This is a genomic window from Nocardia sp. NPDC023852 (assembly GCF_040639505.1).
In the GTDB taxonomy this organism is placed as follows: domain Bacteria; phylum Actinomycetota; class Actinomycetes; order Mycobacteriales; family Mycobacteriaceae; genus Nocardia.
The window spans coordinates 182,239-199,160 of the sequence record NZ_JBFAAB010000007.1 but is presented as its reverse complement, the minus strand read 5'-3'; the positions used below and the strand labels follow the sequence as shown (position 1 = coordinate 199,160).

General features: G+C 65.3%; 1 protein-coding gene (running past both ends of the window). It reads left to right on the top strand.

This entire window lies inside a single protein-coding gene on the top strand: locus AB0H00_RS14330, encoding a glycerophosphodiester phosphodiesterase family protein. The 123,276-nt coding sequence extends 20,066 nt beyond the window's left edge and 86,288 nt beyond its right edge, so the window shows coding positions 20,067-36,988 (codon 6,689, partial, through codon 12,330, partial); the first codon wholly inside the window starts at position 2. The start codon and the stop codon both lie outside this window.

Sequence of the window (16,922 nt, the reverse complement as noted above, 5' to 3'; positions counted from 1 at the left end):
AACCCTCCCGGAGGCCATCGATCGCGTCGCGGATCGGATGTTCTACCGTCTGAAAGAAGACGGGCACGACTACGGCGGTTACCGCCAAGGTCTCATCGATTATTGGTACAGCGGTCCCACCGGCCTCGGTCGCGATATCGACGAGCTCCTTGCACACGCACCCCTGCTGGCACAACGAATGCGTGATCTCCAGGCTGACGGTTGGACCTTCCAACCGTCTGAGGATGCGAGCCGGACTGAGATTCATCCCACGGGCAAGGCAATCAGCGTCGGGGTTTCCGATCTGATCTCGGCTGAGCAGAAGGTGTTCTTCCTGGCGAAAGCTATCGGCCGCGTTATGTCCGGGATCGAGGTGGAGCCGCGCGGTCCGGGGATAACGGAACAGGAATGGATCGATCGCGAACTGCTGAAGCAGTTCCGTATGGAGGCCGTGGCTTGTCTTGTCGCCTTCGAAGCGCAGCGGGAAATCTGGAACAACAGGGGTGTCGACATCAGCGACTTCCCGGAGGACGAATGGGGTGGCGAGCCGGACGCCTTCGGAGCGGCGGGCGCTTACGACGATTTCGCCGCCGACCACATCACGTGGGATCAGGCAGTCCAACGGCTTGTCGATGAGATCCAAAGCAAGCCCGAGGTGCCCGCCCACCAGCAAATGCGGCAGCAAGTGGAGGGCCTGTGGGATGAATTCCGCCTGCCCAACGGAGCTGATGCGGATCCGCTCGCATCCGGTTTCGAGTCCCTGGAGCCGGGGATGGATAGTACGCAGGTCCCGGGGCCTGGTGAACAACCCAGCGGACTGGATGCGGGTGCGATAACCGGGGCGGTGGCCGCCGGTTTCGCGGCAGCCGACCTTCCTGGCTCGGGCGCGGGTGCACCCGCGCCGCGACCGGAGGCTGGAGTCGCAGCCCAGAACAGGCAGGCGAAACAGGTTGTTGCCGAACAGGTGTCGGATACCCGTGTGCACCTCGGCGGGCTGGTTGCGAACGGAAAAATCTCGCTCGCTGATCTCGTGAAGATCACGGAATTCCTGCGGGCGGCGCATAGGCAGGGTGAGGTGGCGCTGCCGCATGCGATCGCGGTGACACCGCTGGAGAGCGGGAATTTCTGCGAGTCCTGGGTGGAGGATGTGCCGGGTGGGCAGCAGCGGGTGCTCGTGCTGAGCGAGCGGGTGTTCGCCGAGCCCGGATGGCTGGCGGACCAGTTGGCGAAGCGGAAGGTTCACCCGTGGGCCGAGGGACGGTCGCGCGACGACCTCACAACTGTTCTCGCATATGGGATCGCGGATGTCGCGTATCAGTCGGTCGTGCGCCATCCCGAGGTCGATGATGTCGAGTCGGCGCTGCAGGGCTTCTATCAAGACGGTCCGGGCGGCGGCGACTTCGACGAATTCGAGTACGCGATGTGGAAGCCCAAGCAGTTCCCGGAGTTCTACTCCGACATGAACGGCCTGAAACTCCGCGAGGCCGTCATCGCCACACTGTTCCAGGCGCTACCCGGAGGCAGGCCCCTGCGCGACGGCGAACATATTCTCCTCGAGCAGTATCCGGGTGTCCGCCCCGGCAGCAGGGCTGGCGCTGCGGAGGAACGCAAGTTCATCCCCGGCGTCCAAGTCTACGAGAACAGCAGGCAATCGAACCTGATCGCGCCTGCGCATTCGCTGCTGCCGGATGGAGAACTCGTTGCAGCGCTGCGTGATTGGGGTTTCGGTGACGACACCACAGAGATCCTGCGGCAATCGCTCGCATCCGGCGTCAGCGAACGCGGCGGCTACGCGGACGTCGCCTACGACGAGAACTCCCGGCAGCTGACGATTCACGGGGCCGGTGCCGATTTCTCGCACTGGCTGACGGTCGAGGCCCCCAGCGGTGCCGACGGCGCGGACGCGAAATTCACCTGGACGGTCGAATGCGACAGCCAAGGGTGGCCAACCGAATTCACGTATCGACTGCTCAGCTCGATGGTGTCGAACTGGCATGACAGCGAGGAGACCGTCGACAAGGTTGCGCGCTGGTTGCAGGGTTCGCTCGGTGGTGCGCGGAAGCAGATCACGGTCAGTGTTTCCGGCGGTGCGGCACCGCGGTCGATGGTGGTCGTCGTGCCGGGGGGGCGCGGCTCGTGGGGGCCTGATGGTGGGCCTGTTGAGGACGAAGTGGCCCCGGCTGAAACCCCCCGAGCCACCGGTCCGGCTGCGCAGAACGAAGCCGACCTGGGGCCCAGCGACGCCGATGAATCGATCCGCGCCGAGGGCGATACGCCGCGAATTGACGGGGTGGAAACCGTCATCGACGCGCTCGAGTCCCCGGACGAGGTGACGCAGGCGGTAGCGGCCGGTGCGGACGTCGTCGGGGTGCGGGTCGCGGTGACAGCCGACGATAAGTTGGTGGCGTACTTCGGCGGCGGCGAGTCGGTGATCGAGGCAATTCGCGGTGTCAAGTTGGCTGAGCTCGGATCAGACGGCGCGATCGCCGACGTGCAGGTGGTGCCGTTTGCCGAGGTCGCCGCCCAGTTCGCCGCCGCCACGCCGCCTGTGACGGCGCAGGTAATCCTGGACGCCGACCCGACTTGGAGCGACCAGGACGTCGAGCAGTTCGTCACGTCGGTCATGAAGGGCTTGGGCGGGTCCGCGGAGTCGTGTCGTATTGCCGGATACGACTGGCGGGTCTGGCATTACGCGGCCCAGCACCCCAGAGGCGAAGACCTCGCCGGCCGGGTCGCGCTCATCCGTCCCGACACCGCGAACAAGACCTGGCTCGGGGCGGGTAGTCGCGATGACATCATGGCGGCGGTGCGGGCGGCTGGCGCCACGAGCGTGGCGTTCACGGATGCGCCGAGCCCCAGACTTTTGGTGGCTGCCCGGGGTATGCCGGTAGCGGTGTATGCCGAGGACCTCTACGAGATGCGCTGGTGGATGTCCTTGGGCGTCACCCGCTTCGCGACCAAATCCCCGTCGCGAGCCCACGCCGCCGCGGCGGAGTTTTCCCCGCCCGGAGACATCGCCCAGCGCAACGGAATACACGCCGGGGCCAACGATTCCGCCGCGTCGCAAAAGGCCCTGCGCATCGATACACGTGCCGTCCGGCGCGCAATCGAGAAGCACCAGCGCCACCTCGAGGAGCACGAGTCAGCTGTCTATGAGGTGCGGGTGCATTTCAAAGAGGGGGTGCCGGTGCTCTATGCGAGAGACAACAACGGGGAGTACCCCGTGCCGCTGGAGGAAGTGGCCAGGTTGGTGTCGGGTCTGCGCGCAACACTGTTGCTCGACCTAGATGTGTCGGCGGCGGCGTGGCCCGGGTCCATCCGCAATGCTGCCGACCAAGTGTCCGCGGCGCGGGAAACAGTTGAGGCAGTGGTAGCTGTGCTGAACGGCCACGATGTCAGCTACCAGTTGAAGAGCTGGGACACTCTGATCCTTGCCGCGGCGAAGGACGTCGCACCGAACGTCGACCGCGTCTACGGCCCAGCATCATTCAAGCCGATGCCGGCCGCAAAGATCCTGCGCGAAGCCCGTGCTGCGGGTGCCACGATGGTCGACGGCAGCCGCGGGGTCAGCCCGGGCCAGCTTGCCAAGCTGGAGGCAAAGATTCCGGTGTTCCGCCGCTCCGGCCCGAACCCGGCACGCCCGGCTGCTCCGGCGGGTGGACTGGGCCTGCCGACGATCCGCACACTGCTTCGGACCTTGCCCGCCGTAAAGCAGGAGGTGGTGCGCCTGCGCCATCTCGAAGGCATGACCGTACGTATGACGGCGAGGGAGACCGGCTTCAGCCAGGCGATGGTGCGGGAGTTCGAGCAGGACGGCCTGCGTTTGCTCGCACTCCGGCAAGCCGAGGTGGCCGCTGGTGCTTATCTCTTCAAGGAAGCGCTGCCGGTACGGCGAGACACGGAGTCCAATGGCACACCGATCAGCTCCGGCGCCGGCCCCGCGTCCCTCCTGAAAACCCCGCCGCCTGATCGACATACCCTCGACAGGGCGAGGCGTGTCATCGACGCGATGATGCGGCGGCGGTTCGGAGATCGAAGGCCGACGGAGTTCGAGCTCGAGGACCTGTCCGGGGAAAAGATGTCCCTTCTGGAGCAGTACGCTCACATCTACGAACAGATAGAGCGGCTAGCGAACCACCTCGGTCGCAGCATCGATGAGGTGCGGGCTCAGATGCGAGACGAGCTGCGCACGCTACTTCGCGACAAACCGGTCGCCATCAGGATTGAAGCAGATTCCCTGATCTCCATGCTCGACGAGGGGCGGTACAAGTCCCGGCGTACACCAGGGGGAGAACGAGCCCTTTGCGAAAGCGAGTGGTTCGGAAGCGAGCCGATCTACGGATACGTCGCCATCGACGGAGTTCGTCCGAGCGGGATGGGTCCTGACTCGTTGCAATTGTTCGACGAGCTGAACTATTACGGCCAGGTACAGATCTTTCTGAAGCCGGAGGTTCGCGAGCGTTCCACAGTCACGGTAGGTGATTCGCTTACCGAAAAGTGCTTCACTATGCCCTCTCCACTGACCGACCCGTTCGAATGGTCCTACGGCAATTACATGGGGAATTTGGTGACGCCCCCTGGCCTCGGTCGTGACTACCTCGGGCGACGGTTCCGGTCCTGGGGCTTCGTGGAAGCGCAGATCCACGGTGATGTCACAGTCGACGACATCGATTTCATCGCTCTACACGAGGAGCCCGGCGAGCCGTTGCGGGCGGCACTCGAGCGATCCGGTGTCGAGTGGCGTGTCGTGAACAACAGGACTGTTGCCGAGCATGGAAACTCAGCCGAACGTATAGCAGCGCTCGTACGCACCGAAGAAGAACTGGAGTTGGTGCGAAAACACAGCGACGTGTACGGGGAGCTGGAAATAGAGCTTCTGCAAGATCTTCACCAGCTCAGACTGGCGCTTGACGATGACACGCTGCGGCAGCGGAATTGGGCGTTGGGGGCGCGCATCTTTTCCCCGGCGATGTTCGAGGCGCTGGCCGTCGAGGCGGATGTCGACCTGGATGAGTTGCCCTCGGGCTGGGCCCCCCGGGCTGCCGAGTTGCGTCGGATGTGCGAGACGGAGTTGGGTACGGTCGCTTCGTGGTTGGGTGTGCCCGCGCATCTGGTGGAGCGGGGGTTGCTCGAATTCGAGCTGGCGCGGATCGATCTGCGTAGCCGGGGTGAGGAGGCGTCGCGGCCTCGGGGTCGGGATGTACCCAGTGACGAGGTACTCGGTGCGCACATCGAAAAGGTGCTGCTTCTGGCCACCATGGTGGACATCGTCGAGCAACTCCGCCAGGTCGCTGCGGATCCTGGTGGTTCCGAGACTGATGGGACCGCGAGATACCTGCTGTATCGGTCGGGTCAGCCGCGTAATGGTTGTGTCCCGGGAACACTTGCCGGGGCTGGGATTCCGATCGACCTGAGTGTGACGCCGGACCCCACTGGTACTGATCCGGCGACTGCGGTGTACATGACCGGTGGTTATGCGGAGGAGGTCCGCGTGGGGTCGGGTGATGCCGATCTTGATGCTGTCGATGCGGGCTTGCGCGAATTGGCCGAGGAAACTCAGGGTGATGGTGTCATCGCGAGCGCCGTTGTCTTCGACCAATATGAGGGTCCGCTCGACCCTGAATTCCCCGACATGCGTGTGCATGCCTATCGGCGGGTGCTGGTGCGGGAGCAGGGCGTGCTGCGCTTCCATACCGAGGACCCGAATCCGGTTCGCGACCGACACAATTCGGTGCAGAAGCGGTCCATCGTCCGCTATGACTCGAATCACCGGCCGGTTCGTTTGGTGGAGGGCGTACCTGGTGGCGTGGAGGTCGTATCGCGGGAGTCGTTGGGGGCGGTTCCGGATTATAAGGTCGGGGCTACGTCGTCGAATCCGTCCGAGCCGGGATCGAATGATGCTGATTCCCCGGGTGATGGTGGGGAGGCGGTCTCGCAGCGGGTGGGGGTGTGGGGTTTCGGCAGTATCCCCAGCGGCGACAGCGACCTGCAGGTGATTGCGGAGCTGGACATCGATGATGCGTTCCGACGCACGCTCGCCCGGCATCCGTGGCTGAACGTCGCCGGGCTGGGCATGGCCGACCACGGTGAACTCATCGCCCGCATGCGCCGCGCCTATCCGACGTTGGATCTCAGCTGGGTTCGTCCGGAGACGGATGTGTGGACTTTCCAGACCGAGCACGGGACGTATCTGGTGTGGAACCGGGACCTGCTCGACCAGGCGCCTGTCCCGCACGGCGAGGTCATGCTCACCGCGCTTGGGCAGGCGGCCTACTGGGCGACGCGGTGGACCGTCGATCACCACGGGATGGACCGCCTGCGCACGCGTTATCTGGATGACGGCGGCATTGACACTCCTGATGCGTTCTCGGCGTGGTTGCGGCAGCAGTTCGTCGACCCGCATCTGTTCGACCCGGTCGAGGGTGAGCTGATCCTCGAGTTCGCGGTGATGAACTCGTTCCAGGCAGGCGAACTGGCAGTCATGCCGGACAGCGGTGTGTGGCCGACTGCCGGGCAGGAGGAGCTGCACGCGCTCGTGCTGGAGGCGGGCCGGGAGAGCTACGGCCGCAAGGTCACCCGCGCCCGGACTGTCAGGGTTACCGTCGACGATCCGCATGCCTACACCGAGCCGTTGAGCGCGGTGGCCGATGTGCTCGGCGGGCTGCTTCCCGTGGCCGAGATCACCCAGGGCCTCGATCGATTGCGCGGCTGGGTGAATACTGTGCTGCGCGACGGCGAGGCGACCATCACGATCGAGCGCTGCGCGCCGGAGTGGGGACCCGACGGACCACGCTACTCGGGTCCGGTCGTGACGGTCAACGGTGACGAGGCGATGACCTGGCGCGCCGCGACGCCGGTGGGGCCTGCCACCGAGCGTGGTCACGACCGGCCGTCGCTGGACCTGGCAGGCGAGTCCTATCCCCCCGATTCCCTGCGCAACGCCGTGCTGATGGCCAAGCAGCTGGGGTTGATCGACGAGTCCCGGCCCGCGCCGCTGCCGGGGTGGGTCGGCGTCGACATCGGCAGGGCTGAGCGCGCGTTCGGTGGGCAGTGCGAGCTGCAGCCGCTCGGCAGCTTCTATGACATCGAGAAGCGACTCGTGGGTAAGCCTGGCGCGTTCTTCGTCGCGTTCGTGCCGCATCCACTGCCCCCAGGCTACCTCCACGACGTTGTGATCGTCGCGAACCGGGGTGAGCACGGCCGCGACGAGATTGTCGTCTACGAGAGCCGTCCGGTCCGCTTCGGCGAGCCGATTCCGTTCGACGACTGGCAGCGCCCGCCACACATGCCCGGGATTCGTGGCATGGCGTTCGCCGGCCCGGGCGCCCCGGAGCTGCGGGTTCGGTCGTGGCGGGAGCGGTTGTTGGAGCGGCTGTTGCCGATGGTGACGGCGCAGGCGGCGATGCCCGGTCCGCCGGTGGACAAGGATCGCGAGCCGGACGACCCCGGCGGAGAGCGAGTGCGCCGGTGGGTCGCGGTGCTGGCCGGCGATGAGCTGCCGCCCGGCGACATTGATGCGGCGTGGGATCGGGTCGACGCGGTCGCGCAGTCGTACGCCGAGTTCGACGACGACGAGCTGCGTGAGCTGGTTACGCGCTACCCAGCCTTGATCGGCGGTCTCGACGGGGTGCCCGACGACGTGCGGGACCAGTTGAACCGTTCGCGCCTGGGCGAGGACACGCCAGCGGCAGGCCTGGTGGACGAGCTCGACGCATGGGCTCCGGACGGGATACCGGTGTATATGCGCTCCATCGACCCGACCCCGGACGACGCCGGGCTTCCGCGGCAGCTGGAGATCCAGATCGGAGACCCCAGCGGCGGCGAGCCGAACACGACTCCCTTGGTGGCTGTGCACGTGGCGGTTCCGGCCAGGGTGGACGATATGCGCGCGGTGCTGGACTACGCGCGGGAGCACTACGAGCGGCTGCGGGAGGACTCCGGCGGCGTGCCAGTGGCGGTGGTGGTGCGCCTGGGTGCCGACGACGGGCCGCAGCTGGTGACCGACCTGGCGGGCATGCAGGCGGCGTGGGATTCCGCAGTCGTGGACGTGGACGGCGAGGCGATTCCGGAAGTCCAGAATCTTGTGCTGCACGGCTCGTCCGCGGCGGCGATGGTGGCCGGCGTCGGCGCCGGCCTGCTGAACGACGACGGGCAGCCACTGGTCGAGCGGATCACCGTCGTCGACGTCCCGCCGGAGCAGGTGGACGCGCTCAACGCGGCGACACCCGAGAGCCTGAAAGTATTCGCGGCGGAGTCTCGGCAGGATACGGCGCGGATCACGACGAGCGCCGAAGATCCCGGCATACAGCCGGAAAAGGCCATCGCTGTCCTGGTGACGAACTCGCGTCCCGAGCATCTCGCCCTCGAAGGGGAGGTCGATCAAGCGTCGGCGGCCCACGCCGCAGCCGAGCTCGTGTCGTTGTGGGATTCGCTGTCGGAGCGGCCGACGAATCGGATGCAGGAGCGGCTGCGGGGTCGGTACGAGTTGTACCGCGCGCAATATGGCGAGTACTTCGCACGTGGCTCTTGGGGCGTGCCGTGGGATATCCGCAACGCCGACAACCGCGCGTGGCTCGAGTCGGAGGCGGCGTCGCCAGCGGCGACCGGCCAGGCCGAGCGGCAGTCCGGGTTGGAGGCCGCCCTGGACGGTGTGGACGCGCTCCTTTTGTCGCTGGACCCGGACCACGGTTGGATGACGGCGGCCGTCGGCGACGCCGACCCGGACTCGATCATCGTCTACTTCGGCGAGGGCTCGCTCGACACGGACGCGGCGGGGTTCCTTCGCGCTGCCGCCGAAGTCCAGGCCGAGGCTGCGGAGTCCGGCCGGCGGGTGGCGGTGGTCGCAGCGTTCGGCCACGGCCGCATCGGCGACGGCGCATCCGCCGCGCGGGCGACGGTCGCCGCGGTCGCCGCCGAGGCCCGGCGCCGCGCGGGCGACAGCCGCCCGGCGCCGCAGATCCATATCGTCGGCGTGGGCTCGGGCGCGGTGACGGTCGCCGCCGCGATGGCGTCGGGCGAGCTGGCTGACATCGTTGACACGGTCACCGCCAACGGGGTCTATGCCGGTGCCCAGACCGACGGCGGCGGCGATAGTAACGAAGGCACTCGCGGCGGGAATCCGGTCGGCGCCGAAGCCGGAGAGCCGGACGGCGAGATCACAGTGTGGTCGAAGTCGGTCGACAGCTCGGCGGCGACGCCCGGGGCGAAGAATGCCGATGATCCGGGTGATTCCGCCGCGTCGCCGGACGAGTTCGCCGAACTGCGGGCACTGATCGGCACTCGCGGTGACAGCGATGTGGAGTTCGTGTCCAGGCGCGCGGCGTTCATGACCCTGCGTGGGGAGCGGGTGCTGGTCGTGGTTGTCCCACCCGGCAGCGACGAATCCGTGCGGCGCGGTATCGCATTCGAGGCCTTCGCTCGTTTGGCCGCCGACAACCCTGCCCGGCGCTCCCAGACGAAGCTGCAGTTCTGGGAGCTCGACGCCGATGGGTCGATCACGTGGCCGGTGCCGCGTGCGTTCATGTTCGACGATGTACCGGTGGAGGCCGATGAGGAGGGCTTCTTCCGCAGGGTGCCGCTGATGACCGATGAAAGCGGCTTGTGGCGCGATACCGCGAGCAAGCTGTGGAATTTTGGTGACGTGGACGACAACTCGGGGCGCGGCCATGAGCGGCCGCGGCGGGCGCCTGCGCAGATCGGGTCGCAGCATCCGAGGCCCCCGCGTTCCACCGGTACGGCGAGCCTCACCGGTTTCGACCCCGTTCCGTCACTTGTGGACTGGGCACCCGACTCGGTGACGGCGAGGAATATCGAGAAGGTCGCGTCGGTCGTGACCGGCTGGGATGACGGCCTGACAGTGACGGTTATGAAGCTGGCGGGTGCCTCGTTCGAGGCCGGATGTGACGTGCGGGTGGGTACGGATACGTCGGGGGCGTTGGCTGTCGAGGTGATCGATGGTACCGACATCCCTGTCACGATGACGTTGACCGTTGATCGGATTGCGGCGGTATGGCGTGTGCGGCATGGGAATCATGCCGGATTCGGTGCGGTGCTGGAGCTGGCGGAAGCACTCGATCAGCAGTGGGCGCTGGCCGGGTTGGCCGATCACCTCGACGTCCATGATCTGACCGCGCAGGTTGTCGAGCGGCCACATCTCGAGCCGCGGGCTGCCTGGCGTCTCGGTGGTCTGGCCGTGGGCCAGGTCCCGGATACCAGCGAAGAATCCGGAGGCTTCCGGCAGTCGGTAGTCGGTGTTCAGCAGCGCGAGGCTGGGCATGAGCTGCGTCGGGACACTTATGAGGCGGCGCGGCCGGACGCGGACTTGACCCCGAAACACGGTGCGCCAGAACCTGTTCTGGTATTCATCGGCCCGGACGGGCGGATCCGCACGATGGATGGCGCGCTGTACGACACCGACGGTGCGCCGCAGCCGTTCGCGATGGGTACCCGACCGGGTGATTACCGCACGGGTTCCGGGCTGGCCGAGCTGCGCGAGTCGTGGCCTTCGGCGGCCGGCGGGCCCGCCGGATTCGGGACCTGGGTGGTCGAGCAGGGCCACCTTCGGAAGGTCGCGACCGGGGATGAGCTGATCGGGTCGCCGAATGCTGATCCGAAATTCGTTATGCAGCTGCGTTTCGACTTGGGCTTGCGCGGGGTGGACGTTTCTGACGTCGTGTTCACATCTGCCTCTGGTGTGGCAAACCCGTTGGGCGGGTTGTGGGCCGAGGGGGGCGACGCATTCTCGGTGGAGCACCTGTTCATGGATGGCTCCGACCGGGACGTCGAACAGTTCTTTGCCGGTTACGGTGATGACTTCTCGGTTCGGCTGCGATCGGTCCGCTGGGCGAAGGGCACGCCGGAGTGGGTGTCACTGACCTTGGCGTTGCATTCGGTGCATGGCAGCGTGGATGAGATCACCACCCTGCGGATCGCTGGGATTCGCGAGGGAGACCAGTCTGAAGCCGGGATCGGTCGAGTCGAGATCCATCGAGGAAAACCCGCTCTGGGGCTGGCCCCGGACTGGGTGGCGCAGGCGGAAGCCGCTCTGCTGCAGCGGTTGGTGACGTGGCTGAGTGAGGCTGGTGTCGAGTGGGTTGAGATTCAGGACGATATACCGGAGGATTCCGCCGCCGCGGCTGAGTCGGGGGCGGGCACCGGTTCGAACTCGGATGAGGCATTGTCGTGGGCGGATGCCCTGGGAGGACCCAGTTCGTCGGATGGCGCGACTGGCACCTCGAATACGGATCCCGGCTGGCGCAGCGCGTACGAGACTGCTGAGGAGTTCGAGAACGCTCTGTCGGGCAGCCCCGACGATATGCCCGCCGATAGCATGCCGTCGACATCCGAGATCGACGGTGTGACGCCGCTGGGAAATCCGTCGATGCCTGGACTGCCGCCCGACCACGTCGGTTACGGGGGCGGCGGTCTGGACGATCCGATCGACTCCCACTTCGAACATGCGGCGCGACAGAATCGGCCCGGCATCCCGGGGCAGGGCAATACCGCTGGACCGGAGGGCATTTCGGAGCCGTCACCGGATGACAGTTCTCCCTTCGATGGGGTTGTCTCCGACGCAGCGACCGTGGCTGACGAGCAGGGCCGGAGCCTGCGGGTATCCGGGGTGGGCGACATGGCGGACGACGGCCCGATGTCAGCCATGCTGACCGAGCGGGGGCTGACGCCGCGCGGGATTCGAGCGGCTCGAACCGCGGTCATGTGCGTGCTGACCGCGCCTGGTGGGTCTGCGGTCGTCAGTGTCCCCGACGACGCGACAGGCCGAGTGGTCCGTGTGAAAGGTGATCGCGACCTGACGCTGACGCTGCGCTTCGAGGACAGCGAGGGGCCCGATGACAGCAAGTTGTTGTTGTCACTGAGTTGGGACAGCGCATGGACCGGCGCAGACAGTGAACAATTGATCTTGCTGATGGACATGCTGCTCGGGAGCCAGTCGCTGTTCGGCCTGAGCGATCTGGACCGTGATGACCTGTGTGGTGCTCTGTTCGAAGCGCTGCAGGTTCACCGTGGCGGGGCGGGCGGCAGTTCTCCAGAGCTTGTTGTGAATCGTACCGGTGGTCAGGTGATGATTGACCTGGGACCGACGGGTTCCGAGATACAGCAGCAGTACCAGGCGGTCCATCACGAGCTGGCACCTGCGCGCGCCACCGAGGGGCATGAGGCGATCCACGAGCTGATGGGTGGCCATCCGGCTGAGCAGACCGAATCGACGGAATCGTCGCGAGAACAGCGGGAGAAGCTGCCCGACAGCGCCGCGCAGAAGGTTGTGGGACTCGCCGAGCGTATGGCCGCGCTGGACGATGACTCGCGGCAGGTGGACGGGGAGTCCGTGCCGGAAGTTCAGGACCGCGGGAACGCGCAGGCTGAGGGTGAAACGGACGATCCTCTCGACAACGAGGTCACCGTTCTCGACGTCTCCGCGGATGATCTGGATTCCATTCGGGCGCTTGAGCTCTCCGCTGTAGTCAGCGCCGAAGATGATGCTGCCGGATTTGGTATGGCCATCGAAAGCAAGATCGACTCCTTGTCAGGGTGGTGGGGCAGCGATGCTGCAGTCGGCCCCGAGACACGCGATATGGTTTCGGAGATTGTCACCCGGCTGTTGCGACGCGGCTTCTCAGTACTGGTGGAGCTGAGCGGAGCGCAGCACGATCAGATTTCGATATCGGGTATCGACCGGTTCGGTCATACGAGGATGACCGCCAAGCTTGACAATGCTGGCCGTCACCACTTGGCCATTGACGTGCGCACGCTAAATCGCTTGATGGACTGCGGCCTGGTATACGAACACCTTCGCGGTGTCCTGCGTAACCGGTCTGCCGAACAAGAGGCTGCGGTTCGGCGAATGATGACGACGTTACTGCAAGAGATAGCGCAGAGTGACGGACTGGGATCGGTGGTCATCGACTCCCGAGCGGAAGCGCTGACGGGGGCCGTGACGACTGGAATCCCCGGCAGGCAGTCGTACGCCTCGCGCGACAATATGGTGCTCGGGGTGGTGCGCGAGCTGGCCGATGAGGCAGATTGGCGAGAGGCCCGCAATGGATCAGACGTATACGGTGGGACCTACGAGTTCACCCTGAATTGGGATGGGCAATCGGAGAAGGACGGCGTGGAGGCGAACCCGCCGGTTGTACCGGCTGAACCCGACTTGGAAAGCGATGTTCAGCGGCGCATTACGAATGCAATGGCCGGATGGTCGACACCGGACGAGCGTCGTTTCGTCGGACAGATGGTTGCCGGACCGGCATCGAGACTTCTGCAGCACAACGATTCCGCGTCGCTGGTGGTGGAGTCGATATTGTCACCGCATGTTCCGGGCGTCAGGGTGCGTGTGTCAGGGGGTGGTGTTCAGTGGTCCGTGTCGTGGTTCGCTGACGGTGCCATTGAATACGTGAGCTCCCCGGTTATTGGACAAACGATTGAATTCCGGGTAGACGAGAACGGGGTGCTTTCTGGCCAGTTGCGGTGGGGCGGGGATGCTGACGACGAACCCGACATATCCGCGGGCGAGCGGATGTGGTCGGACATGTGGGCGGTACTCGGCAAGCGGGTGCTGACAATCGAGAGCACATGGACCTTGGATTCACCGCACAAGGCCGACAGGGCTGACGATGTCAACAAAGCAGTTCGCCAGGGCATTGGCGTACATCACAGCGCACGGTTCCGGACACTCATGGGAGATCTGGCGTCCAGATGCGGTTTCACGGAGGTCAGGGTCGACTTCCGTCGAAGCCAATTCGAAATCGGCGGTTATAGCTCCTTGGTAGCACAGTTCACCCCCGCTGTAGGACGGGCGGCATCAGAAGAAATGGGGCCGCGGTTCGCAAGCATCCTAGTCGAGATGCCGTACCGGTGGGATAACGGTGTGTGGGAAGAACGTCCCGGTGCTCGTGAGGGCAATTGGCCACGCGACTACGAGCCGCTGCGTGACGGATATCGGACCTTCGACACCGGTGCAGAGGCCTTCGAGTACGGTCGCGATATTTGGCACCGGACGACCAGGCACCTGTCCAATGACAGTGTCATCGGCGGGATACTGCCCTATATTCTCGGTTCGGAAGGCATCAATTCAGCGCTCGCCATCGGCGCCGTACGCGACGAACGTGCACAGCAGGTGCATTTGCTCGACGGCATCCTCGATATGAATGTCACACCAGACAACCTTCGGGTGGGTCGTGATATCGGCCCCGAATTGTTCGATCTGCTGTCACTGTCGGAATGCGAGGTCGGCGATACCCGTCGCTTGCCGCCTTATACGTCGACGAGTCTCGGGCCGCTGCGCCATTGGGGACCCAACGCCGCCGACGGTTTCGATTGCCGTTTGCACCTGGATGTTCCGGCCGGAACTCCGGCATTGTTTCTCGGTCATATCGGCGACGGCTCGAACTTTTTCGACTCGAACGAGCTGCTCCTGCGACGTGATCTGGAAATCCGGATCCTGCGGAAAGAGCAATCCACGATCACCACGGTGGTCGACGGCAACGAGGTGACCTACACACGTCACGACATCCACGCGGAGGTCATCAACGCCGATCGGCCTCCCAGGGATATAACGCTGTCCAACGACAGCGCTAGTGCACCCGCCGACGACGGAAGCACTGGCGCTGACAACTACGATTCGCTGTCGGGCGAGCCCAAGGCACCCGCGCCGACGCAAGCCGATGGCAAGCCGTCAGCGGCGCCGTCGGGTCACGCGGATCCGCGTGACGCCCTGGGCTTCCGCGGTTTCGGTGATTGGTTGCCGAATTCGCCGAAATCTGCCGGAGGCGACGGTGCATCGAGTTCCGCGTCGCCCGATCACACCAGGTTTGCTGCGTATTTGAAAGAGAAATTCGACGTTGACGCGGAATTGTTGGACCAGGACGAGGTCGATCTCGAGCCGGCCCCCGATGGTTCTCGTACGGTGGCGGCGTTCACGGTTGAGAGTCTGGATGTCGAGTCGCTGAAGCCGCCGAAGCTGTTGCGACGCTATACGGTTGTTCCCGGTGGGGCCGGGCGCACGTATATCCGTGACTCGTACATGAATTGTGCGTACCTGCTGCTCGACAATTCGGTGGTGGACTCGGATGCGGGGATCGCGCCGGAGCTTGCCGGGGCTGCGGAATCGGAGACCGAGGCGGACGTGCTGGCTCCCATCGATCAGTCGGTGACGGTCCGGCACCCCGTGGTCCGCTCCATGACCGAGGCGCTGTTGGCCTACCACGAGAAGGCGGGGAATTCACTGTCCCGCACGGACATCGATGCGGGTGGGAATGACTCCGGTCGGTCCGAGGATGGCGGGGCGGGGGCATCGACATCCGTCACGGATACCGCAGATTCCACCGGTAGCGAAGGTCGCTCGGATCAAGTAGATCTCCCCGGCAACGACGACGGCTGGAAGACAGAGATCAGCGTTTCCGTCACTTCCGATGACGTGGGCGTGGAGTCTACGGACAGCGGGCCGGAGCCCCGGGGGGCGGCGAATACCGAAGGCGGCGAAGCTGATTCCGGCCTGAATCGACGCAAGGTGCTGCGCGGTACAGCGGCAGTGGCCGCCGCAGCCGCTGGCGTGTTTGGGATTTCGACGGTAGAGGACCAGGTCGCTGAGGACACACCCGATTCCGACGTTGTCGACGATCACTCTGTCGACGATTCGGAATGGGTGGAAACCGGTCTGGGCGAGGATGTTGACACCCTGGTCAATGATTCGCCGACGTTTGCGCTTCGGGTCGGTGAACTGCTGGTGGACACGGGAGCATTTCCGCGGGAGGAGGTGCCGTGGCAGATCGAGTACGGTCCGTCCGGGGCCAGTACTGCTCGCGTCTATCCCGGCGGAACCCGAGTTATCAGTATCGACAGAGATCTGGAGGGCGACAGCGATGCGGTAGCACGGGCGTTGGCTGCGGCTGTCGACCACGCCTGGCGGGGGGCGCCCGCGTACAGCCTGCAGCCGCCCTCAGACGGTATGCATTACGACGACTGGCTCGACCGGGAATTGGCGGAACGGTTCCGGCCTCTCGCAGGAGCAGTGACGTTCGCCGAGTTGGTCCGCCAGCAGATTCGCACGAGCAGCGGCCACGACATCGGCTCATATACCGAGGAGGTATACGGCACCGAGGGCGTCTTCGGTGAAACGGCAGCGGTCAGTCGCCTCGGGACGGACCGAAAAGGTGTGTGGAGTGAGGGCCATGTCTTTGACGAGGTCCTCGAGAACATGCTCGAACGCCGTGACCTGGAGACGCTCTACGCTGTAGAGCGGGAACTCGAAGAGTGGTGGGCAAACCAAGAGTCGAGCGGTAACTGGGGTTCCGGCGGGGATAGTGTGCCCACCGCCGACGATGCGGGGGTGGGAGAGCACGGGAAGGCCGCTGTCGAGGCGGGGGCCGCGGCGGCTATCGGTGGTCGGGCGCTGCGGCCCTACATTCGTACCGACGAACACGCCGACGAATTTGCCGACGAATTTGCCGACGAATCGGAGCAGGCGCTATACCAGCGCGGTCGCTACGACCGTGAGCCGGAGACGGATGAGTTCGATCCGCCGAAATGGCATCGTGTCCCGGGCGGTGGCGACGTGCCGTGGCAGGACTACGACGGGGTCCGCGCATGGTTCGCGCGGCATTTCGAGCCGCTGGTGCCGGCCGGAACGAACGCTGATCGCATCGTCGCGGCCGCGGATCTGCTGGCGGATCTGGTTGCGACACAGTCGATGCCGCCGGTGACGGTCGAGGTGCGGGTTCACGACGTGGATGGCGCGCCGACGCTGCACGTGTCTGCGATCTTCGGGGAGCCGGCGTTGGGTCCGGATCTGGGTGAGTTGCTGCGCAGTCGGTCATACCGGGCGGATTTCAGCCGTAACCGCGACAGTATCTGGTTCGAGCAACAACTTGCGCCGGGCGATCCGCATGCCGACGTGCGGTTGGCGCCGGATGCCGATTCTGCGGCTCGCG